We start from the raw sequence: 22,371 nt of genomic DNA, 5'->3' as shown, positions 1-22,371 counted from the left end.
TAATGGATAATTATTATAAGAACAGTCAGAATAAAAGTTTAAATTCCTTTGTTCGAGATTTTCCATACGATGTATATTTAAAAAATATTTCTTTTATTAATTTTAAAATAATTCAAAATGATAGATATTTCCTTTATAAAAAAAAAGGAGATGGAGATATATTCTTAATTCATCTTGCTAATTATTTTGTAATTAATTATCCAATAAAAAAGAATAATATTTCATCAATGATAGATATAGGTGAATCATATATTTCAGATAAAAATAAAATTGGGATCAATCACAAAACAAATGTTATATATAGTATAATCGGTTACTTTATATTAGGTAAAGTTGGAAAGTTTATTGAACATACCACTAAAAATCTTAAAGATAAAGAGTTAAATAATTATACTATTCATATTGACAGATTAAAAAAGAATAGAATATACATATCTTTGAAAAAAAGTTCTTATTTAAAAGCAGTAGATGCTTTAAAGCAGAAAAGATACAAATATATATTAGTTAGAACTGGACAAAAAATTATTGAAATAATAATTAAATGGAAAATATTACTCGTTTCTGTTCTTGCACTTTTATTAATTTTCTATCTTTACTTTAATTATTTGCAAGGAGTAACAAAAAAAGAATTAATAATAAAATTTTCAATTATAATAATTTTAATTATTATAATTTTCTTTCCTTTCATTATTTTAATTGAAAAAGGATTTTTTTTAAAAACAATGGTAGAAGAAAAAATCACCTTTAAATCTAAATATAAATTAATTCATGATAGTTCTCATTTAAAAATAAATAACGAAACACGAATACATATATTTAAAATAATGAACGATACTAAAAAATTTGTTGGTCATAGTATATGGATGGAGCGACCAATAATTAAAGCAATGTATTTTGCAGAAGGTAATGTATATAAAAAATTATCGGAACTCATAAAAAATAAAAGAAACATATTTTTAGCAACAACTGGTGGATTTTCAAACTCATTAAATCAACCTGAAGGTTTCACTGTTGAGGATGGAAAAGTTGTCAATGCACTTTTAATGCCAGATCGACATGGTCTTATTATTGTTGAGAAAAATGGAGGATTTAGGGTTATTAATTTACAGCAATTCCCGCTTTAGAGTACAAGGCTTCTTTAAGCCTGTTTTTTAATCCATAACTTCCGGATTTCCTTCGAGGAAAAGAACCCAAAATACTTATGTATAGTAAAAATTGAGCTAAAATCATAGTAAAATTAGTACAAGGAAAAATGAATGAATAGCTCCTTCAGAAAATTTTTCACTGTTTTTAAAAATCTCGCTATGATGAATTTTCTCCTATAGAAATATTTGCTTTAAATCCATAAGCAATAGCCTGGAATAGTTGCTCCATAGATGAAAATTCAAATATTTCAAACAAGTTTCTTATCTTTTGCCAGAACAATCTTTTTGCATGAAAAGTTCCAAGTGCTTTTCGAAATAATGCACAGCTTGATTGTTGGATCTGATCTACAAGAAAAGCAAGTATCATAAGAGTTGCAAAGTTATTAGACAAATTCTTACTGCCATGTCCATAATTGTGTTCAAAGTGATAACCCTGATTTTTCAGAGTATTGAAGGTTTCATTTTCTATCTTCCATCGTGCTCTCGCGATTCGCATCAATTCATAAGCATTTTCTTTTGTAATTTCAATATCTGTAACCCAGCTAAAAGCAATCATATGCTCTTTTTTATCAACCTGCTTATACTCAAGAACATTGACTTTGAGTTCTGAAGTCTCATTTAAAGAAATTTGGTTTGTAAAAGAAAAGTAATGAGAAAATCTATCTTTCTCTATACAGAATTGCTCTGTCTTTTTTAATTCCTGTAGCTTATCAAGTTGATTGTAAAGGTGTTTGTGATTTTTTTCTTTTGCACCTATGATAAAGGATAGATTCTTCTCTTTCAGTAATTCAATGTGGGGAGCATTTGAAAACAGAGAATCCTCTACAAATATTGTTTTTAAATGAGGATGCTCTCTTCTAAAATCTTCAATAAATCGTTTAGAGGCGTTTAACTCACAGTCATTTTTTGTTTTCCCATCTTCGTTTGTAATAGGTTCAAACATAAGAGGGATAACTTCTTTCTTATCCGGATGCACAATACAGGCACCATACATCATATGCTGGTAGAGAGTTCCACTTTTCTTATTCTTTACAAGACAGGATTTACAATGAATTTTCTCTGAGGAGAAGAATCCGGTTCCGTCTCCGGAAAGAATATAATAATCATCAAGGACACGATAAGATTCGAGAACCTTGCCACGCTGAAGTTTTGAAAAAAGGTTTTTATATATTTTCCTGAAAGCTCCTGTTGAAACTTCATCAACAATTTCTCTCATTTGAGTGTCAGAGGGTATCTCTTGAATCTTGTATATACTTTGAAGATTTTTATTCTTCACTTTTTCTCTTTCAAACTCAAGAAGCGATGCGTTCTTTTGAGAAAAGATAGCAAAGGCTGACATTAAAGCATCTGTTAGAGAAATCGAAGGATTGACCCTGTGGTCTGGAATTTTAGAAAATTCCTCCCGAATTGCTTGATAAAGTCCATCTGCTGATAAATCTACCCGTGCGTGTAACTCGTTTTTGGCTGGCATATAGTCAAAAAGACTATATCCCTGCACAGGTACAAGCGATTTTTGATGAAAAAGTTTACGAAAGCTTTCCCTGTAAACCCAAAAATCTTAGCCTTATCTGCCTGTTACAAGCAAAGCGGGAATTGCTGATTAATTTAAAAAGGAAAAATATAAAACTACCAATATCTTCTACAAAAAGTGAAAAGATTGAAAATCCTCTTGAAAATTTAATGAGTTATTCACAATTATTAATATGGAGTCAAAATAAAAATATTACTGCATTTCAAAGTCAACTTCTAGCGTATAGTGATAAATTGCTTATAGAGCAAAATAAATCTCCATATGAACTTAGAGAAAGACGATTGTTTGCTGCTGTTTTAGATAAAAAGGATAATAAATTACATCACATAATTTTCAACTTCTCCTCTAATCATAATTTATTTGATGCGGCTAGAGAGGTTTATTCAATGTTAAAAATTAGAAAGAAAAAAATCGAATTTATAATAAACTTAGATGTTGGTAGTTATAATATTCTTGAAATTTATAATTTACCTAAAACATCTTATAGTAATTTAAAAGGAACTATAAATATTAAAAAAGCAACTAATTTAGTTGTTTGGGAATATTAAGAATACTCAATTCTATGTGATTGTTCGATACATCGCACAACAAAAGCATAAACGCTGCACGGGTGTGCTCGAACGGATGAATGCACACCCGCTTGCCCCGAGCAATTTTGTGGTAGACGGAATTTTTCACAAGCCATCCGCATCCGTCACAGTTTTTGCAGGTGGAAAGGCGTTATGCGAAAGTTGAATCTTTGGAAGGCAAAAACAGTGCCGGCTGCGGAGGCTTAAACGGGGTCTTTATTCTACAAGCTCGGGGACATTCTCAAATCCCGCACAAGAAGTGAAGCCGTGCGGGATTTGAGAATGTCGTTTATGCTGAGACGTTATGGGCAAGTGTTATTATGATAAAGAGGAAAATAAAACAGGATATAATCAAAAAATTTAAGAAAAACCAAATTTTATTTTTTGATATGGATGGAACATTAGTAGATACGAATCTTGCAAACTTTCTTTCTTATAAGAAAGCGATAATTTCTTTACCAAGATTGACTCATAGTTTAGAAAACTATTCTGGAGAACGTTTTGACCGTAAAAAACTTAAAAGTGCTGTTCCTGATTTGAATAAAAATGAATATGAAAGAATAATTCAAAAAAAGGAAGAATTTTATAAGGATTTCCTGTCCGAAACTAAACTTAATAAACCTGTAGTGGATATTCTTCTCAAATACTCAAATATAAACAAAACTGTTTTGGTTACAAATTGCAGAAAAGACAGGGCATTAGAAACATTAAATTATCATGGTCTAATTGATAAGTTCAGTAAATTATTCTTTAGAGAATTTCACTTGGGTAATAAGTTTTTCAATAAATTTGAAAATGCAATTTTAAAATTAAATATACCTCCTGAACTGGTTATTGCTTTTGATAATGAAGAAAAAGAAATTGTTAAGGCTCTACAAGCTGGTATTCAAATTATTAACCCAGGAGTTTAATAAATATGGAAAGATTTACTATCCGAGCTAATAATTATTTAGAACAAAATATTCAAGCCTATTACCACCAAGATTATACAACATTTGGTACCCCCGGTAATCCAGATTTTTTGAATCATTTAAAAAATCAATTTGGAAATACAAATACTGACTTATTACAAATCAGCATGAATGAATTAGGAGTTGTTTTATTAAATGATTTACAGGAAATTAAAAATATTTACAGAAATACTACTCTAACAGTTTGCGTTGTTCCAAGAGCAAAAAATGAAAATTATTATTCTCAAAATCAAAGATATTTTAGGGCAGTAGTATCATTTGTAGTAAATAGAATAAAAGGATATATCGATGGGACAACATATATTCTTCGTCATACCAATACAATAACAACCCATATGAATAGAAGTGGGTATGGTGGTGATGGGGATTTGCCTTATCCTGGAATTACTATAAACACTTGCAATATTTCTAATAATATCGTAGACAGAAATATTTTACTTATTGACGACATTTATACAAGTGGTGTTAATATTGACGAAGACGCGATTCAAGCATTGTTAGACAATGGAGCAAGAAATGTATATTTCTACGCTGTTGGAAAAACCTTTAGAGGTGGATGGTAGAAACTAATTTTGATATTGATATACCGTGATGTAAAGATTTGATTAAGGAATTTAGAGAGTTATTAGAATGAAATATTCAGAAAACGCAATTAATATATTAACAGCTAAGAGTTATAAAGGTATAGGTAGAGCCTGGATTGTAAAAAATATTAAAGGCAATGAAAGTGTTGAAGAAGTTATTTCGACATTGAATAGTAATTCAAAGCAAGATAATTTAATTACATTGGAAAAGTTTGAAATAAAAAAAAGTGAAATTATTAATCAAGTTAGTAAATTAGAGGGTTTTTGCGATGGTTTATTAGCTATTGGGGATAAAAGCTTTCCTAAATTTCGAGGAAGTGTAAAAGAGAGTGAACAACCAATATATCTTTTTTATAAGGGTGATATTGATTTATTGAATATTAAAAATCCAAATATTACCGTAATAGGACTTTTAAATCCAGATAAAAAAATAGAAACTAGGGAACAAAAGTTGGTCGTAGAAATTGTAAAAAGAAATGTAACAGTGGTAAGCGGTTTGGCTTTTGGCTGCGATAGTATTGCACATAAGCAAGCCTTGAAAGGGGGTAAAACTGTAGCCATTTTACCAAGTCCTCTCAATAATATCTTACCTGCCAAAAATAAAGATTTAGCACTTGAAATAGTTGAGAAAGGAGGGCTTTTAGTAACTGAATACTACCAAGATTTTAAATCTAAAATGGAATTAAATACTCGGTATAAAGAACGAGATAGATTACAAGCATTATATTGTGACGCAATTGTATTGGCGGCAAGTTATGCACCAGACTCAGCTACTCGTTGGAATATTTTTGATCGAAAATTAGATAGTGGTGCTAGATTAGCTATGGGATATGCTAAGGATTATAATATTCCTCGAACAGTAATGTATGACAAAATAAATGATAAAGATAATCCAATGTTTGATTTAAATAGACAACTATTAGCTGAACAAGAAAATATTTCAATAATTACCAAGAAGAATTTAGAAGAAATTATTAATAATATAAAATCTAAAAAATCAAGCAATAACAACGATAATATATATAATGAAAGTTTATTTGGCTAATTATTGAAAGAAAAAATATTTGATTAAATAGACACCTGCCCATAACGAGAGCGTATGATAAATTTCCGCCAAGTTATGAAGCTGCGGAAACTTCTCATGACGCTCGGGACGTTAGGCGAAAAAGTGGGCGTTTGCTTTAAATAAAATTACTTATGGATAGGAATGATTGGATGAGAACAATTTTTAGATTATATGCAGATAATAAAGCCGAAGCAGAGTCTTCTATATTTGACCTTATTGATGGAGACAAGGAAACAAAGCAAACAAAAGGATTGGCATATATTTTAAAGGAATATCCGGAACTTATAAAGCAATTATTAAATAAGCCAGATATAAATAATTTTTTATCTAAGCAAAATAGTTTATTGGAATGGAAGAAAATCACTTTATTAGATATTAGTGCAGAAAAGATTTCTTCTTCAAAAAAACGGGCGGATATTGTAATAAAAATTAACAATGATAATGAAAACTTATTAGCTATTATAATTGAAGCAAAAAGCATAAAAAAATCTAATAAAGGATTAGATGTAGCAGCACAGATGAATGGCTATTTATCTAATAAAGAATTTCCTGAATTAAGTAATTACAATAAGCTACCTATAATTTTAACAAAATACTTAGAAATTATAGATTCAAAAATTGTTTCAATAACTTGGAATGAAATTCTTAATATACTCGATGAATATATTAAGAAAAATAAAGATTCTAAACTTTTATTACAATACCTAAAATTTATAACAGGAGTGGATAAGTCCATGAATTATTATGAAAAGGAAGTTCTTTCAATACCAGCAGGTAGTTCAATCAATTTAGTTAATAAATACGGAGTATATGTTTGTCCCGATACCCAAGCATATAATTATAAAAAAACTATCTTTGTAACCTTTCGAAATAAAGGTGGCGGAGAAATGGATAAACTCTTTAAAATCGAGGATATTCTAGTTTTTAATCCAAGAATTAAGTCTGAATTGCAAAGAATCAATGATTTAGATTTATCTGAATCCGTAAAAAAGAGAATATTCGGGTATATAAAAGAAGCAAACTTCCAAAATGAAAAAAAGGATGAAATTAAGAATAAGAAGTTTTATATTCTATCTACTGAACAAGTGATTGATTTGAAACATAAACCTCATCCCAAAAAAAATAATGCGAAATATTCTTATTATACTTTAAGTGATATACTGACAAAAGAAGAAGTAATGCCTGAGTCGCAATTGTAATAATTCATTCGACTGAAGCCCACTTTCTTCGCCTAACAATAGGGTGAGCTGCTGCGGCACTGAGAGAAGATTTCAGTGCCTTGGGCTTACGCCACATTTCAAATCTGTCATGAACTTTGCAAACGGAGCAAAGTTCACGCCAGCTTTGAAACGTCAGCTACCCTTGAACGTTAGGCGAAAAAACTCATTCACACTTTTTAATTTATAAAGGACAGGATAAAAACAATGCAAAGATTTTTTGAAAGTATAGATTTAAAAATGGTTCTAATTTTTTGCTTTTGCTTTAATTATTGCGATAGCAGCCAAAATACAAAAAATGATACTGTTAAAGATAGTGTTCAAGAGTAAGCGTATCATGAACCCACCTTCCCAAATCCCGGGAACTGTGGTATACCTTGTCCATGAAAGCAATACAAAACTGGGAAGAACATATCGAGAACTGGCAGGCAAGCGGCAAGAGCTGCATGGCCTATTGTAAAGAACATAGCCTATCCTATTCGTCCTTCAGATACAATCTGAAGAAGTCTACAAAACCTCCTGAGACAAGTCTAAAAGAATACCCCTTCGAAGAGCTCGGGTTTTTGGATTATGAACAAAAGGAAGAGAACTCGGAACAAAGCCCGCTATTGAGTATCAGTGTCAATCAGAAAGGAATGATAGAATGTAAGATAAATCTAAGATTCCAAATTATGTTTTGGGATTTCTCATGAGGCGTCGTGTTTATATACGTCCGGGAGTAACGGATATGAGAAAATCAATTAACACACTTACTCAGTTGGTTCAGACAGAAATGAACTTATCACCCTTTGATAAGAGTCTGTTTATATTCTGCAATAAACGCAAAAATATGTTGAAAGTCTTGTATTGGGATAAGAATGGGTTTTGCCTCTGGCAGAAGAAACTGTCCAAACAAAAGTTTCCCTGGGTCAATACGGATGAGGAAGTAAAAGAGATTTCAAATCAACGCTTGCTCTGGCTACTCAAAGGAATAGATTTTTTCAAGGAGCATCAAGAAGAAAAATATCTAAAAGTATAAAATAATTCTTTACAGATGGTATGTGGGAATAAACATATCATCTGTAATATTCATGAAACCTACCGAACTTTCAACAGATACTCAAGAACTGCATAAGCTAATTCAGAAGCAATATGAAAAGCTTCAGGAATTTTCCAGGATTATCAAATCTCTTGAATCTTTAAACAAATTGAAAGATGAGAAAATAGAGTATTACAGAAACCAGTTGTATAATAAAAAATCAGAGAAGTGGACACCTGACGAACAAAAACAGGCACTACTCTTCAACGAAGCAGAACAAATAGTTGATGAAGAGAAAACTATTTTAGTAAAAGAGCATAGAAAAAAGAAGAAAAAGCGTGGAAAGCGAGACGGATTAGATCCGAACTTACCGAGAGAAGAAGTGATTCTTGACCTTGAAGAGCACGAAAAGACATGCGGATGTGGTTGTGTGCTGACACCTTTACCGAATCCGGAAGTTCTTGAAAAGCTAAAAATCATCCCGGCTCAGTTTGTTGTTGTGAAGACGATTCGGCCTCAATATGTTTGTAAGAAATGCGAAGGTAGCGGTGATGAAAATCGTCCCGGTGTAAAATCAAAACCTCCGCTTCTCCAGCTAATCCCTAAAGCGATTCTGCATCGTGATAGTCTGGCATATATGATAACACAAAAGTATTGCGACCATCTTCCTATAAACAGAATATCTAATATATTAAAGCGCTCAGGTGTCACCATTTCAAGAGCTACCATAGCGAGGAATTTTATAACTGTTTCAGAAAAGCTTGAGTCTATAGCAAATCAAATTTTACAACAAGTACAATTCGCTCATGCTGTTCAAATAGATGAAACTCGCTTACAGGTAATCAATGAGCCGGGCAGGAAAGGAACCAATTTATCCTGGATGTGGTGTTTTCGCAGCGGTCTGGTAGGAGAGATTGAGAGTGCAGTATATTTTCACTATGACCAATCGAGAAGTGCAAAATTCCTAAAAGACTTTCTATTTGGCTACAAGGGAATCATTCAAACGGATGGTCTCGGAACCTATAATGCACATTTATCTTCTATTGTTTCTGAAGATGAACATGCCGGTTGTAATGTTCACGCAAGAAGGAAGTTTACTGATATTTATAAATCGATTAAAAATAATAAGTCTGTAAATCATGTTTTAGAGGAATATAACAGACTATATAGATTAGAAGAATCTTATTATCAATTAAAAATACACCATAATAAAGATAAACTCGAAAAGCGACGGCAAAGACATAGTCTTCCGATAATGGAACGAATGAAAGTTTTCATTGCGAGCGAACTCTCGGTTATGGAACCTTCAGGTGATCTATATAAAGCAATGAGATATTTTATATCTCATTATGATAAATTAATAATATTTATATATAATGGAGATATTACACCGGACACAAATCTGGTAGAAAATGCCATTCGTCCATTTGCACTGGGAAGAAAGAATTGGCAATTTTCCTATTCTCCCAGTGGTGCAAGGGCAAGTGCAATTTATTATACTCTGATTGAAAATGCAAAACTATGCGGTCTGGATCCTTATCAATATCTTAAAACCGTTTTTGATGAGATAGTGAGAAATCCCAATTTCGATCCGAAAGATTTGACTCCGCAGGCTATCGCAAAAAAACAAAAAGAAGACTCAGCAGCTACAACTTAAATTCTACCTCCGGGGCACGGTGCAACCGGGGGTGGGTTTATGAAACACTTACGTTCAAGAAACTACAACGGTTCCCGAAACTCAAGAAGTAAAGAAATGCAATTTTCAAAAAATTCAACAGGAGGGCAGGAATGAACCAGTTTTTATTAATCGCTCTGGTTATGTTGTTGAAATAAAAACAGATAGTTTATATAATAAGAAACCTCCTAAAGAAAGTAAAGTAGCAACATTGGTTCAGGCAGGACCGAACATTTGGAAAGAAACACCGATAAGTATTCCAAATAAAACAGAAGTTACAGTAATTGAGCAGCAATTAGAGCATCAAAGATATGGAAATTATTCAGGAATCTTAAAGGTTCGCTTATCTGGTAGTAATAAAGAGTATTACATTAGTAAAAATAATTTTGTGCCAGGGGACTATTGGAATTGTGATCCTTTAACTGCTATTTCTTACAAACCATTTTTTGGAAAACTAAAAAGTAAAGAACCTAAACCTGTAAATAGAGATGGCGAGTGGGAAGAAATTGAATTATCGAATGAATTTTTTTGTTTCTCGAAAACTTACAAAGATTTATTAGAGTGCTATATATATAAGAATTATAAATACGGGTATGGTGGAATAGTCCACTATATAGATCCTAGTAATGTTTTGATTACATACTAGGTAAGGTAAACTGGATGATAGAGAATGAGTTTCTTCGCCTAACAAAGAGTAGCCACTGCGAAGCCACGAGAGGATGTGGCTCCTTGCTCCGAGCCAGCTGGTTGTTTAATTGAAATTTATTAGTTTATTTGGAAAGCTAACGCAAGTCTTGTGCCTTCACTACTGTCACGAAACTTGCAGAAAAGATCAAGTTTGCGCGCCATCCGTTCAGTCACAGGACTTGCTAGTCATACGGTTGGCTCGGAGACATGACTTTGAAACTCAAAAGGTGCTACCGCACTTTCGAGTTTCAAAGTCACGTCGGATACTCTTAACGTTAGGCAGTATTCCTCATGGAGACTTATATGGATAAATATTTTAAAAAACTTATAAATGAGATTAGAATTAAATCTAAGCTTTATAAATTTGATGTAGAACCTACTGAAATAATTTATAATGTCTATCTACTGAGAAAATTCTGGAAGCCAAAGAAAATAAAAATATTACTACTTGCAGAATCGCATGTTTGGACTGAATTAAAAGAATATAAGACAACTATAAATAATATAAGTAATTTAAATCTCGATGAAAATTACCCTACTAACTATTCTAAATTTGTTTATTGCTTAGGATATGGAGAAAACCATATCCTAAAGAAAAAAATAGATCGTAATAACGGCACTCCCCAATTCTGGAAACTATTTTATGGATTATTTTATGACTTAAGCAAAGAAAATAAAGTCAATGTAGCAAAGACTTATATAAAAGATGCTGATGTAAGAATTTCTAATAAAATAAATCTTTTAAATAGAATGAAGGAAAAAGGAGTTTGGCTACTAGATGCGAGTCCTATAGCATTGTATAGAAATGGTGAAAAACCTAATATAAATTTTTACAAAGAAGTTTTAGATTTATCTTGGAAATATTATCTAAAGCCTTATATTGAAAAAGAAAGACCAGATAAAATAATAATAGTAGGTAAGCAAGTCTACGATACTTTAGAAAATAATTTTATAGAAAGTAAATTGAATAATATTGAGTGGATTTATCAACCTCAGGGAGTACGTTCGAAAGAGGCAATAAAAAATAACTATAAAAAATTGTTTTCTATTGCGAGTAAAATTATTTGATTGAGCATGAGGAACAACCGCCTAACATAGAGTGAGCCGCTCAGAAGCCATGAGAAGATATGGCTTCTGGCTCCGAGCCGACTTAACTGTGTAAGTGTAAATATATAGTGCAATAGAATTACTACTGCAAGTCCAGTGCCTTCATTACAGAAAAATTTGTGGATTGATACAAATTTTTCTTGCATTCAGTCACAGTCCTTGCTAGTGTTAGTTGTGGCTCGGAGACATTGCCTACATGCTTCGGTCTTGAGTTCCTCAGACCTTCGCATTCCGGCAACGGTCAGCTACTCTGTAACGTTGTCGGCAATTGCATCTGGAGGTAAAAGAATGGATGAAACCCAATATCATAATATTACTGAAAAATTAAAAAACTCTCAAATAATAGGAGATACATTAACTCAATTCTTGAAAGTTAAAGGTGAATCTTCTTTTACAAATAGAGGACTGGCAATGTTAATGATGAGTGATGATAACTTGCCAACTTTTGAATTAGATAAAAATTTTAAAAATACTGGTTGGTTTAATAATCATCCTTTTGCGGATTTTCTAGTTCCGGTAGAAAAAATAATAGAAAACCCAATAATTTTTTGGGTCACGAGTAGTTTAGATGAGGGCTGTAATTATATTTTTAATGAAGAACCCATTTATCACCATATTATTAAGATTGGAAGGTCTTATTTTATAGAAGATATTCTCATCGAATTATTTAAAGCTTTAAAAAATGAAAAAATAACAATTATAGACCCATGGTTTTTTAATTATATTCCTAAAACTGTAAATAAAAATATTTATGATATTTCTGAGGATAGTAAAAGTGTAATTGATGAAATTGAACCTCAGGTTAGAAACAACTTATCGAATGTAAATCTAGCAAAAATTAATTTTCTAATTTTCAATTTAGAACGTGCTCCAGGTTTAGAAGTAATTTGCAAAATATTGAAAATAAATAACTATATCACCGGTAGCGTAGGCGGTAGGAATGAAATTATATTCAAGGATACTATTTCACAAAAATTTATTGATTTAACATTTGAAAAATTTATAAACGAAGAATTGATAAATTTAAAGAATTGGATAATAATAAAGATAGAGTTTTCTTCAGAAGTAAAGCATTGGACTCCACTAATAGAAAAAATATTAAACAATGACCAAATCAAGGAAAATGGAATATTGGTGGTTATAAAAAATGAATTTACAGAAGAACCGGAAATTAAAGCTTTTAAAGATAGAAAAAATATTAGTATAAATTATCTCTAAAATGCAACTGCCGACAACAAAGCGTGTGAGCTGCAACCAGCCCGAACAGATGGGCTGGTTTTGGGCTTCGCCACATTTTTAATCTGTCATGAATCTTGCAAACTAACGCAATATTCACGCCAGCTTAAAAACGTCTCACACGCTTGAACGTTAGGCAGTATTCCTCATGGAGACTTATATGGATAAATATTTTGAAAAACTTATAAATGAGATTAGAATTAAATCTAAGCTTTATAAATTTGATGTAGAACCTACTGAAATAATTTATAATGTCTATCTACTGAGAAAATTCTGGAAGCCAAAGAAAATAAAAATATTACTACTTGCAGAATCGCATGTTTGGACTGAATTAAAAGAATATAAGACAACTATAAATAATATAAGTAATTTAAATCTCGATGAAAATTACCCTACTAACTATTCTAAATTTGTTTATTGCTTAGGATATGGAGAAAACCATATCCTAAAGAAAAAAATAGATCGTAATAACGGCACTCCCCAATTCTGGAAACTATTTTATGGATTATTTTATGACTTAAGCAAAGAAAATAAAGTCAATGTAGCAAAGACTTATATAAAAGATGCTGATGTAAGAATTTCTAATAAAATAAATCTTTTAAATAGAATGAAGGAAAAAGGAGTTTGGCTACTAGATGCGAGTCCTATAGCATTGTATAGAAATGGTGAAAAACCTAATATAAATTTTTACAAAGAAGTTTTAGATTTATCTTGGAAATATTATCTAAAGCCTTATATTGAAAAAGAAAGACCAGATAAAATAATAATAGTAGGTAAGCAAGTCTACGATACTTTAGAAAATAATTTTATAGAAAGTAAATTGAATAATATTGAGTGGATTTATCAACCTCAGGGAGTACGTTCGAAAGAGGCAATAAAAAATAACTATAAAAAATTGTTTTCTATTGCGAGTAAAATTATTTGATTGAGCATGAGGAACAACCGCCTAACATAGAGTGAGCCGCTCAGAAGCCATGAGAAGATATGGCTTCTGGCTCCGAGCCGACTTAACTGTGTAAGTGTAAATATATAGTGCAATAGAATTACTACTGCAAGTCCAGTGCCTTCATTACAGAAAAATTTGTGGACTGATACAAATTTTTCTTGCATTCAGTCACAGTCCTTGCTAGTGTTAGTTGTGGCTCGGAGACATTGCCTACATGCTTCGGTCTTGAGTTCCTCAGACCTTCGCATTCCGGCAACGGTCAGCTACTCTGTAACGTTATGCGAAAGATCAGCGAATAGTTATTTTAAATTTAACAAGGAATAAGATTTACATGAAAGTAAAATTGTTGATATTATTAACAGCTCTATTGTCGATTTCTCTACCTTCACAAGATCTAAATAAACTTTTTGAAAAATTTCAATTAACAACATTTAAAGGATTTCAAAGAATTGAAGGTTCAAAAGGAACTTTAACTGATAATGTAAATATTTATATAGATGCAAGAACTCCAAGGCTGGTTTTCGTTGGCAAATATTCAGGAATTTTTCGGGAAACACCGAAAGAAAGATATAATTCGATTTTAACATTTGAATCAGCTTCCGTTAATTTTAAAGGAATTTCAAACTATAAGCATGAAATTGGAATAATTGATCAAGATGAATTATACTGGATTCAAGTTGTAAATAATGATTTTGAGATGATTAAAAAATTAAAAAAAGGACAAGAAATAACCATTTTTACTACTTACATTGGATGTTGTTTGAATAAAACAAATGATAGAATTTATCTATCGTATTTAATAACAGATAAAATAGAAAGAAAAATTGAAAGAAATAAATGTTTTACACAATCCCTAATTGACTTTAATATTGGAATGTCATTTAAAGAAGCTAATAAAATTGCAAAAAAAAAGTATGGTGAACCAATTGAATCTTTCAATATTAAAGGGGAGCAATATTTTAGATATATAATTGATTCAAAGTTCAATACCTCTCTATACCTTGCATCTGCTGGATTTGATTACAGCAATTATCTTTATTTAATTCAAATTTCTGGTTCTGAAAATCCTAATTTTGTTATCTTTAAGAATATAAAATTAGGTTCAAGTATAAATGAGCTGAAGAAAATGCTTCAAAATACTATAATTCAATCTAATGATAATTATGATTTGATATTTGAGAAAAATTCATCATGTTCATTTGCTGTGAGCAAAAAAGGTAATTTGAAATCAGTAGTTATAACCGATGACCCAAACTTTTTTAGAACAAAATAATTTTAGTAATAGTGCTGATCCTTCGCATAACAAAGCGTGTGAGCAAGTTCCCGCTTTTTTTAACGTTATCAGGTTTGATGGCTAAAAAGCGGAAACTTGGGCTACGCCACATTTTTGCTTTGTTACAAAAATTGCATTTGACTTTCTGATTCAGTTGGGTTTTTATTGTGGAAAAGAAATAATGGTTTGTGGATGAGCAATTTTTGCGCCAATTTCCCAATGTCCGCAAGCGGACTTTGGAAAACCGCAAAAACGTCTCACACGCTATAACGTTATGTGCCAAAATACAAAACCTTAACTATAATCATAATTCTTTAAATATAATTTAGAATTAGAATTTACATTATTTTTATAGTAATAGGGCAAAAATTGTTGCATATTATGATATACTTATAAAATAGAATAATATATATTAAGGGAATGACGTTAATGCCAAAAAGAGATATAAAAATATTTGATAAATCAGAAATAGAGAAAAAGCTTATAAAATTAGCTTTAGCAGAAGTTCCAAAGCTAAATACTATTGGAGCTATGTGTTATTCTATGGTCCCACCTCCAGATTTAGCGAATTACATATGTCCCATATGCAGTGAAAAAACTGTATATAAATCTAATTATGCTGAATATATAACTTATGATTTAGGAGCTTGTAGGAATAAGGTTAAACATCTAAAAGCATTAGGAGCTGTCCTTGATGAATCTCAATTTTGTAAGAATTGTAGTCCAAATATTGAAAAACCTAAACTTTGTTTGAAAATTAAAATACAAGGAGAAAAAGAGCATAAAACTTGTAATGTAACAACAGAAGATTTAGATGTTTTAAGGGAATTTATTAAGAATAATGTTATACATGTAGGTTACTACGATGAAGAATATCCATTAAAAAAATATATCAATAGAATTATTGAATTACTTGGAATTTCGATTGATAAAGAAACAAAAAAAATAATAAAAATATGAATGAAATAAATTCCATTTTAGCACCTTCATTTTTACCTTCAACTGTAGTTATTGAATTAACCTATAATTGTAATCATATTTGTTTATTTTGTTCATGTCCATGGGAAAAACCTAATAGTCAATTTCAAAAATATCCAGAGTTACAAACAAATGATTGGAAAAAAGTAAGCGTATCATGAACCCACCTTCCCAAATCCTGGGAACCGTGTTACACTGGCTTCATGAAGACAATACAAAACTGGGAAGAACATATCGAGAACTGGCAGGCAAGCGGCAAGAGCTGCATGGCCTATTGTAAAGAGCATAGTCTATCTTATTCATCCTTCAGATACAATCTGAAGAAGTCTACAAAACCCGTAAAGGTAAGTCCAAAAGAATATCCCTTCGAAGACCTCGGATTTTTGGAATACGAACAAAAGGAAGAGAACTCAGAACAAAGTCCTCTATTGAGTATCAGTGTCAATCAGGAAGGGATGATAGAATGTAAGATAAATCTAAGATTCCAAGTTATGATTTGGGATTTCTCATGAGACGTCGTGTATTTATACGTCCTGGAGTGACGGATATGAGAAAATCAATAAATACACTTACTCAGTTGGTTCAGACAGAAATGAACTTATCACCCTTTGATAAGAGTCTGTTTATATTCTGCAATAAGCGCAAAAACATGTTGAAAGTCTTATATTGGGATAAGAATGGGTTTTGTCTCTGGCAGAAGAAACTGTCCAAACAAAAGTTTCCCTGGGTCAATACGGATGAGGAAGTAAAAGAGATTTCAAATCAACGCTTGCTCTGGTTACTTAAAGGAATAGATTTTTTTAAGGAGCATAAAGAAGAAAAATATCTAAAAGTATAAAATAATTCTTTACAGATGGTATGTGGGAATAAACATATCATCTGTAATATTCATGAAATCTACCGAACTTCCAACAGGCATTAAAGAATCACATAAAATAATTCAGCAGCAATATGAAAAGCTTCAGGAATATTCTAAGATTATCAAATCTCTTGAATCTCTAAACAAATTGAAAGATGAGAAAATAGAGTATTACAGAAACCAGTTGTATAATAAAAAATCAGAGAAGTGGACACCTGAAGAACAAAAACAGGCACTACTCTTCAACGAAGCAGAACAAATAGTTGATGAAGAGAAAACTATTTTAGTAAAAGAGCATAGAAAGAAGAAAAAAAAGCGCGGAAAGCGAGACGGCCTGGATCCAAACTTACCGAGAGAAGAAGTGATTCTTGACCTCGAAGAACACGAAAAGGTATGTGGCTGTGGTTGTATGCTGACAGCTTTAGCACATTCAGAAGTTCTTGAAAAGCTGAAGATCATCCCGGCTCAGTTTGTAGTTGTGAAGACGATTCGACCTCAATATGTTTGTAAGAAATGCGAAGGTAGCGGTGATGAAAATCGTCCCGGTGTAAAATCAAAACCTCCGGTTCCTCAGCTTATTCCCAAAGCGATTCTGCATCGTGATAGTCTGGCATATATGATTGTTCAAAAGTATTGCGACCATCTTCCTATAAACAGAATATCTAATATATTAAAACGTTTAGGTGTAAGTATTTCAAAAGCTACTATAGCAAGAAATTTTATAACGATTGCAGAAATGCTTGAGCCAATAACAAATCAAATTTTACAACTAATACAATTCGCTCATGCTATTCAGATAGATGAAACTCGCTTACAGGTAGTCAGTGAGCCGGGTAGAAAAGGAACCAATTTATCCTGGATGTGGTGTTTTCGCAGCGGTCTGGTAGGCGAGACTGAGAGAGCAGTATATTTTCATTATGACCAATCGAGAAGTGCAAAATTTCTAAAAGACTTTCTATTTGGCTACAAGGGAATCATTCAAACCGATGGTCTTGGAACCTATAATGCACATTTATCTTCTATTGTTTCTGAAGATGAACATGCCGGTTGTAATGTTCATGCAAGAAGGAAGTTTACTGATATTTATAAATCGATTAAAAATAATAAGTCTGTAAATCACATATTAGAGGAATATAACAGACTCTATAGATTAGAAGAATCTTATTATCAATTAAAAATACACCATAATAAAGATAAACTCGAAAAGCGACGGCAAAGACATAGCCTTCCAATAATGGAACGAATGAAAGCTTTTATTGCGAGTGAACTCTCGGTTATGGAACCTTCAGGTGATCTATATAAAGCAATGAGATATTTTATATCTCATTATGATAAATTAATAATATTTATATATAATGGGAATATAACACCTGATACAAACCTGGTAGAAAATGCCATTCGTCCATTTGCACTGGGAAGAAAGAATTGGTTATTTGCCTTTTCCCCTGAGGGAGCAAAGGCAAGTGCAATTTACTATGCTCTGATCGAAAATGCAAAATTATGCGGTCTGGATCCTTACCAATATCTTAAAACCGTTTTTGATGAGATAGTGGAAAATCCCAATTTCGATCCGAAAGATTTGACTCCGCAGGCTATCGCAAAGAAACAAAAAGAAGAATCCAGAACAACCACAACTTAAATCTACCTCCGGGCCAAGCACTGCCGGGGGTGGGTTTATGATACGCTTACGGAAAAAATATCTAGAACTATTAATAAAAAAAGGGATAATAAACATTGCTTTTTCAGGAGGAGAGAGTCTATTAAGGAGCGATCTTCAAGAACTAATAATTTTTACATCAAGCTTAAAAGCTACTTCAATACAAATTAGTAATAATAAGCTAACTAAAGAAAAAATAACTCCAAACATTTTTGTAATATCAAATGGGAGTTTGATAAGTAATCAATTTTTAGATTTTTGTCAAGAATATAAAATTCGTCTCAGTATGAGTTTACCAGGAATATCGACTTATAATGAACATACCCAATTTGGAACAGCAAAAACTATACTTCATTGGTTTGAGGAAGCAAAAAAAAGAAATATTCTAACGACTGTCAATATTACAGTAACGAAGAGAAATTTTTTTGAACTATACGAAACAATTTCATTAGCTCTTATTTCTGGTGCAGACAGTTTATTGTTGAACAGATTTTTACCTGGAGGAAGGGGGATAGAAAATTCTGAAGAGTTGTTATTGTCAATAAAAGAAATAAATGAGATGTTAGATATAGCTGAAGATATTTTGCAAAAATCAAACAGATTTGGAAGTGTAGGAACTGAACTTCCAAAATGTATTTTAAATAGAAAGGATTACAAACATCTAAAAGTCGGAACAAGATGCTCAGCTGCACTTGATTTTTTTACAATTGATCCTTCTGGATATATTCGAGCTTGTAATCATTCTGAAAATAGACTAGTACATATATCTGAATTTGAGAAATTAAAAAATAATAGCATTTGGAAACAATTTGTTATGAAAGATTATAAACCAATAATGTGTAATAATTGCGAATACATTTATGATTGTGATGGTGGATGTCGAGAAGCAGCAAATATTTGTGGAGGATGTATAAATGCTAAAGACCCAATTTTTATATGAAATTAAAAACTTTTTATATAAAAAAAGATTAATTAAGGGCTTTACTAAATTTCGGCACATAACTGACAGACTGTGTGAAAAGTGAGCAAAAAAAAACCTGTAGATATTGACGAACTCGGTTCTTACTAAAAAAACTAAAAACCAATCATTCCAAATTGGTTTTTAGTAAATAAATTTACTATAAGTCATAAAAGAGAGAAAATTCATTGCTATCCATCAAATAAAAATCTATTATTCCTACTATTTTGCATTTACAGCATCTATAAAAGCCCTTATTCCCAGAATATTTATGACTCTTTTAAAATTATAAGCAAAACATATGAAACTAAATTCGGCCTGAACGCTTCTAATTCCTTTTTGTATAAAGTAAGTGAACCCCAAATTTCTCTTTATAGTGCCAAATGGGTGTTCCACAATCTCCTTACGTTTACGAATTAGCTTTTTATTTTCCTCGTTCCCCATCTCTTTTTTAAAATCATCCATTGTCTCTCGGTTTATCGAGACCCGAATAGTTCGTCCAGTTTTACTATTGGTACATTTTGCTCTATGAAAACAATCTTTACATTCCTTACATTTATACTCATTTACATAAATCCCGTATGACGTCTGTCTTGGATTTTCATTTTGTCTATTTAATTCTTTTCCTGCCGGACATACGTATATATCCCGCTCTTTATCATAAACAAAATCCTGGATTTCATATCCTTTTGCAGGAAGTTTATCAGGATTACTTTTACATTCACGCTTATTATTACTATCCAGTGCAGATTTGGTATCTGGTACTATAATATTTATCCCCGATTTATCTTTATTATTCATTATTTCTTTTTCACTAAAATATCCGGAATCCATTACTGCATTTGTCTCATTTTCTATTTTAAGTTCTTCTTTTATCGACTGGACTTTTTCAATCATAGGAGTCATTTGTTCCAGGTCATTTGACTTTTGCGATACATCATTTGCAATAATCAACTTATTTGTATTATCCACTGCAGTTTGGGCATTATATCCAGGACGAATTTTTCCTTTGTCACTTTGAAATCTTGAATCTGTGTCGTTAGCAAAATAGACCTGTAGTTCCGGGTCGTTTTCAAATAATTCCCGAATCCCTTTCACTTTATCATTGTATTTCGTTAGTCTTTTTAGTTTATTTAATACATCCCTGGCTTCATCTCCATCTTTAAGATTTAGTTCATTTGCTTCGGAAATATCATTCAATTCTAATTCCTCCAAATATTCCTGTATTTTGGATTTTATATTTTGCTCGATATTTTCAATACGCTCTCTTTTAAATACATTATTTTGTCCGTTCTGTGCTCTTAGCTTCGTTCCATCAATTCCAACTATTGAAAGAGTTAGTAGATTCATTTTCTTGCAAAAGAATAAAAACTCTTTGAAGATATTTTTTATTCCATCTTTATTATTTTTTCGAAAATCAGCTATTGTCTTAAAATCCGGGGCGAGATTCTTTGTTAACCACCTAAGTTCCTGGTTTCTATTACATTCCTTCTCTAATTTTCTGCTACTTCGGATTCGTTCTATATATCCGTATAAATATATTTTTAGTAAATCATGTGGATTATATGGTGGTTTACCTGTTTCTAACTTTGGAATTTTAAAACCTAATTTTTTAAGATCGAGATTATCAACATAGGCATCAATAACCCTTACCGGACTATCTTCTTTTATGACGTTATCCAAACATTCACTGTATAATACTATCTGTTCTCGAGAAGTTCCTTGTATATAATTCATAGCTGCACCTATAACTCTTTATCGTTATAAGGAAATTTTCTATATACATTACATTCCTGACAAACAAAAAATATTCAATAACGAGACTTTTCACACAGTCTGTGAGTAAGGTCGTAAGACCGCACCGAAGCACGCTCAGCCGGCACCTTGCTCCCTGAGTGAACCGCAGGTAAGCCGAAGGGCATTGTCCATTACCTAAAAATAATCTCCCCATTCCCAGAAGAAAAATATCTTACGGAGAATATTACGGTTTTGGATTTCTAACTCTCTATCTTTCACTTTTTTTTCTTCCAATACCTTTTCAGTTTGAATGATAATACGAGTTCCATTTCGTTCAATTTCAACTTCCCTGATATGTTTTACTATATATTCAAGAGGTGCGGAAAACAAATAGTATCGTTTTGGATAATCATGCTCATCTGCTTTACCTTTTCCGCATCCAACCACTCCACCCGGATCATTTTTGGGCCTACACTCATCAATACGATAAATTTTATCTCCATCTTTTAAAAAAGAGTGCTTTTTAAATCCTTTAACTTTAAAATATTCTCCAACTCCGTCATTTGGATATATAAACCTTACTCCTGAACGTACTCCATAAATACCAAAATCATGCCTGTCCAGTTTGTGGTATTTCTCATTATTTTTAAATTGAATGTAACATGCAATTATAAGCCTGCATCTATTGGATTCAGCAAAAATAGAAATGGTATGAATGATAGAAAAGAGAATTGTCACTATTAGATATCTAATCAACATTATTATACTTTCTCCTTTTTATAGAAAGTCCATCTTCCCTTCGAAGTTTATTGATATTTGTTTCAATATCTTTACCCTTAATCTGTATATAAGCTTCTTTTCCGTTCTTAATTATCTTTTGATATGCAGGAATTCCCACCAGTAATAATTCTTCAAGGTCATTTACTTTTTCAATTTTTCCATCTGAAGTCAGATTGTATACGGGTAATGCTTTTTTATCATCACCTATTTGGTTATTCTGATATTGGGATTGTTTTCCGGAATTTATGATATTCGCATGAACTACCTCATGTGCTACAGCATATTTTCTTTCCGGGTTTTTCGTTATAGGACAGCACAACATCCCCAATCTGTATCTCTTCAATTTTTTTGAAACCGTTTTTTGTGGAGATTCGAGT

Annotated in this window: 23 protein-coding genes; 19 read left to right on the top strand and 4 right to left on the bottom strand. The window is 31.6% G+C overall.

The window, feature by feature from the left end:
- The first annotated feature begins 2 nt into the window (after positions 1-2).
- The gene (locus H7A25_15805) at positions 3-1,124 is read left to right on the top strand and encodes a hypothetical protein (GenBank protein MCP5501366.1); all 1,122 of its coding nucleotides are present in this window, start codon (positions 3-5) and stop codon (positions 1,122-1,124) included.
- Between the two features lie 178 nt (positions 1,125-1,302).
- On the opposite strand, the gene H7A25_15800 is transcribed toward H7A25_15805, so the two are convergent.
- Entirely contained in the window at positions 1,303-2,616 is a 1,314-nt protein-coding gene (locus tag H7A25_15800; protein MCP5501365.1) for a transposase, read from the bottom strand.
- Here H7A25_15800 and H7A25_15795 point away from each other — a divergent pair.
- The 18 genes from H7A25_15795 to H7A25_15710 all read left to right on the top strand — a co-directional run bounded on the left by H7A25_15795 (position 2,589) and on the right by H7A25_15710 (position 19,459).
- Positions 2,589-3,224 carry a hypothetical protein gene (locus tag H7A25_15795; protein ID MCP5501364.1) on the top strand — a complete coding sequence of 212 codons (636 nt, stop codon included), beginning with the start codon at positions 2,589-2,591 and terminating at the stop codon, positions 3,222-3,224. The genes H7A25_15800 and H7A25_15795 overlap by 28 nt on opposite strands.
- A gap of 341 nt (positions 3,225-3,565) precedes the next feature.
- Complete coding sequence (locus tag H7A25_15790) at positions 3,566-4,156, top strand: HAD hydrolase-like protein (protein ID MCP5501363.1); 591 nt, start codon at positions 3,566-3,568, stop codon at positions 4,154-4,156.
- Positions 4,157-4,161: 5 nt separating this feature from the next.
- Positions 4,162-4,779 (top strand): amidophosphoribosyltransferase, encoded by a 618-nt coding sequence (locus tag H7A25_15785; GenBank protein ID MCP5501362.1) that lies wholly within the window; start codon positions 4,162-4,164, stop codon positions 4,777-4,779.
- A gap of 67 nt (positions 4,780-4,846) precedes the next feature.
- Complete coding sequence (locus H7A25_15780) at positions 4,847-5,845, top strand: DNA-processing protein DprA (protein MCP5501361.1); 999 nt, start codon at positions 4,847-4,849, stop codon at positions 5,843-5,845.
- Positions 5,846-6,015: 170 nt separating this feature from the next.
- Positions 6,016-7,065 carry a hypothetical protein gene (locus H7A25_15775; GenBank protein MCP5501360.1) on the top strand — a complete coding sequence of 350 codons (1,050 nt, stop codon included), beginning with the start codon at positions 6,016-6,018 and terminating at the stop codon, positions 7,063-7,065.
- A 401-nt stretch (positions 7,066-7,466) separates the two neighbouring features.
- Positions 7,467-7,775, top strand: a complete 309-nt coding sequence (locus H7A25_15770; protein MCP5501359.1) for a hypothetical protein — start codon at positions 7,467-7,469, stop codon at positions 7,773-7,775.
- A 35-nt stretch (positions 7,776-7,810) separates the two neighbouring features.
- Complete coding sequence (gene tnpB, locus H7A25_15765) at positions 7,811-8,101, top strand: IS66 family insertion sequence element accessory protein TnpB (GenBank protein MCP5501358.1); 291 nt, start codon at positions 7,811-7,813, stop codon at positions 8,099-8,101.
- A 52-nt stretch (positions 8,102-8,153) separates the two neighbouring features.
- A complete protein-coding gene (locus tag H7A25_15760; GenBank protein MCP5501357.1) occupies positions 8,154-9,758 on the top strand; it encodes an IS66 family transposase in 1,605 nt (534 codons plus the stop codon).
- Positions 9,759-9,987: 229 nt separating this feature from the next.
- A complete protein-coding gene (locus H7A25_15755; GenBank protein ID MCP5501356.1) occupies positions 9,988-10,422 on the top strand; it encodes a hypothetical protein in 435 nt (144 codons plus the stop codon).
- Between the two features lie 344 nt (positions 10,423-10,766).
- The gene (locus tag H7A25_15750) at positions 10,767-11,531 is read left to right on the top strand and encodes a hypothetical protein (protein ID MCP5501355.1); all 765 of its coding nucleotides are present in this window, start codon (positions 10,767-10,769) and stop codon (positions 11,529-11,531) included.
- A 327-nt stretch (positions 11,532-11,858) separates the two neighbouring features.
- The gene (locus H7A25_15745) at positions 11,859-12,788 is read left to right on the top strand and encodes a hypothetical protein (GenBank protein MCP5501354.1); all 930 of its coding nucleotides are present in this window, start codon (positions 11,859-11,861) and stop codon (positions 12,786-12,788) included.
- A gap of 178 nt (positions 12,789-12,966) precedes the next feature.
- On the top strand, positions 12,967-13,731 hold the full coding sequence (locus H7A25_15740) for a hypothetical protein (GenBank protein ID MCP5501353.1): 765 nt from the start codon (positions 12,967-12,969) through the stop codon (positions 13,729-13,731).
- 352 nt (positions 13,732-14,083) lie between these two features.
- The gene (locus tag H7A25_15735) at positions 14,084-15,025 is read left to right on the top strand and encodes a hypothetical protein (GenBank protein MCP5501352.1); all 942 of its coding nucleotides are present in this window, start codon (positions 14,084-14,086) and stop codon (positions 15,023-15,025) included.
- 429 nt (positions 15,026-15,454) lie between these two features.
- Positions 15,455-15,985 (top strand): hypothetical protein, encoded by a 531-nt coding sequence (locus H7A25_15730; GenBank protein MCP5501351.1) that lies wholly within the window; start codon positions 15,455-15,457, stop codon positions 15,983-15,985.
- Between the two features lie 221 nt (positions 15,986-16,206).
- Positions 16,207-16,515, top strand: coding sequence for a hypothetical protein (locus H7A25_15725; GenBank protein MCP5501350.1), 309 nt, complete (start codon positions 16,207-16,209; stop codon positions 16,513-16,515).
- Between the two features lie 35 nt (positions 16,516-16,550).
- Entirely contained in the window at positions 16,551-16,841 is a 291-nt protein-coding gene (gene tnpB, locus H7A25_15720) for an IS66 family insertion sequence element accessory protein TnpB (protein MCP5501349.1), read from the top strand.
- Positions 16,842-16,893: 52 nt separating this feature from the next.
- Complete coding sequence (locus H7A25_15715; protein ID MCP5501348.1) at positions 16,894-18,501, top strand: IS66 family transposase; 1,608 nt, start codon at positions 16,894-16,896, stop codon at positions 18,499-18,501.
- A 37-nt stretch (positions 18,502-18,538) separates the two neighbouring features.
- Positions 18,539-19,459, top strand: coding sequence for a radical SAM protein (locus H7A25_15710; protein ID MCP5501347.1), 921 nt, complete (start codon positions 18,539-18,541; stop codon positions 19,457-19,459).
- Between the two features lie 240 nt (positions 19,460-19,699).
- On the opposite strand, the gene H7A25_15705 is transcribed toward H7A25_15710, so the two are convergent.
- The 3 genes from H7A25_15705 to H7A25_15695 all read right to left on the bottom strand — a co-directional run bounded on the left by H7A25_15705 (position 19,700) and on the right by H7A25_15695 (position 22,316).
- Positions 19,700-21,214 carry an IS1182 family transposase gene (locus H7A25_15705; GenBank protein ID MCP5501346.1) on the bottom strand — a complete coding sequence of 505 codons (1,515 nt, stop codon included), beginning with the start codon at positions 21,212-21,214 and terminating at the stop codon, positions 19,700-19,702.
- Positions 21,215-21,409: 195 nt separating this feature from the next.
- Positions 21,410-21,973: a hypothetical protein gene (locus tag H7A25_15700; GenBank protein ID MCP5501345.1), complete on the bottom strand. Its 564-nt coding sequence runs from the start codon at positions 21,971-21,973 to the stop codon at positions 21,410-21,412.
- Positions 21,963-22,316 carry a hypothetical protein gene (locus tag H7A25_15695; GenBank protein MCP5501344.1) on the bottom strand — a complete coding sequence of 118 codons (354 nt, stop codon included), beginning with the start codon at positions 22,314-22,316 and terminating at the stop codon, positions 21,963-21,965. Before H7A25_15695 ends, H7A25_15700 begins: the two co-directional genes overlap by 11 nt.
- Between the last annotated feature and the right edge of the window lie 55 nt (positions 22,317-22,371).

The sequence above is a fragment of the Leptospiraceae bacterium genome, from assembly GCA_024233835.1.
In the GTDB taxonomy this organism is placed as follows: domain Bacteria; phylum Spirochaetota; class Leptospiria; order Leptospirales; family Leptospiraceae; genus JACKPC01.
This window is presented reverse-complemented; position numbering and strand designations above follow the sequence as displayed.

Bases quoted from the DNA above. Each gene is read 5' to 3' on its own strand.
- H7A25_15705 (MCP5501346.1), bottom strand. From the start codon at position 21,214: ATGAATTATATACAAGGAACTTCTCGAGAACAGATAGTATTATACAGT.
- H7A25_15805 (MCP5501366.1), top strand. From the start codon at position 3: ATGGATAATTATTATAAGAACAGTCAGAATAAAAGTTTAAATTCCTTT.
- H7A25_15750 (MCP5501355.1), top strand. From the start codon at position 10,767: ATGGATAAATATTTTAAAAAACTTATAAATGAGATTAGAATTAAATCT.
- H7A25_15735 (MCP5501352.1), top strand. From the start codon at position 14,084: ATGAAAGTAAAATTGTTGATATTATTAACAGCTCTATTGTCGATTTCT.
- H7A25_15770 (MCP5501359.1), top strand. From the start codon at position 7,467: ATGAAAGCAATACAAAACTGGGAAGAACATATCGAGAACTGGCAGGCA.
- H7A25_15715 (MCP5501348.1), top strand. From the start codon at position 16,894: ATGAAATCTACCGAACTTCCAACAGGCATTAAAGAATCACATAAAATA.
- H7A25_15760 (MCP5501357.1), top strand. From the start codon at position 8,154: ATGAAACCTACCGAACTTTCAACAGATACTCAAGAACTGCATAAGCTA.
- H7A25_15745 (MCP5501354.1), top strand. From the start codon at position 11,859: ATGGATGAAACCCAATATCATAATATTACTGAAAAATTAAAAAACTCT.
- H7A25_15790 (MCP5501363.1), top strand. From the start codon at position 3,566: ATGATAAAGAGGAAAATAAAACAGGATATAATCAAAAAATTTAAGAAA.
- H7A25_15725 (MCP5501350.1), top strand. From the start codon at position 16,207: ATGAAGACAATACAAAACTGGGAAGAACATATCGAGAACTGGCAGGCA.
- H7A25_15800 (MCP5501365.1), bottom strand. From the start codon at position 2,616: ATGCCAGCCAAAAACGAGTTACACGCACGGGTAGATTTATCAGCAGAT.
- tnpB (MCP5501358.1), top strand. From the start codon at position 7,811: ATGAGAAAATCAATTAACACACTTACTCAGTTGGTTCAGACAGAAATG.
- H7A25_15780 (MCP5501361.1), top strand. From the start codon at position 4,847: ATGAAATATTCAGAAAACGCAATTAATATATTAACAGCTAAGAGTTAT.
- H7A25_15775 (MCP5501360.1), top strand. From the start codon at position 6,016: ATGAGAACAATTTTTAGATTATATGCAGATAATAAAGCCGAAGCAGAG.
- H7A25_15695 (MCP5501344.1), bottom strand. From the start codon at position 22,316: ATGTTGTGCTGTCCTATAACGAAAAACCCGGAAAGAAAATATGCTGTA.
- H7A25_15710 (MCP5501347.1), top strand. From the start codon at position 18,539: ATGATACGCTTACGGAAAAAATATCTAGAACTATTAATAAAAAAAGGG.
- tnpB (MCP5501349.1), top strand. From the start codon at position 16,551: ATGAGAAAATCAATAAATACACTTACTCAGTTGGTTCAGACAGAAATG.
- H7A25_15785 (MCP5501362.1), top strand. From the start codon at position 4,162: ATGGAAAGATTTACTATCCGAGCTAATAATTATTTAGAACAAAATATT.
- H7A25_15730 (MCP5501351.1), top strand. From the start codon at position 15,455: ATGCCAAAAAGAGATATAAAAATATTTGATAAATCAGAAATAGAGAAA.
- H7A25_15700 (MCP5501345.1), bottom strand. From the start codon at position 21,973: ATGTTGATTAGATATCTAATAGTGACAATTCTCTTTTCTATCATTCAT.
- H7A25_15740 (MCP5501353.1), top strand. From the start codon at position 12,967: ATGGATAAATATTTTGAAAAACTTATAAATGAGATTAGAATTAAATCT.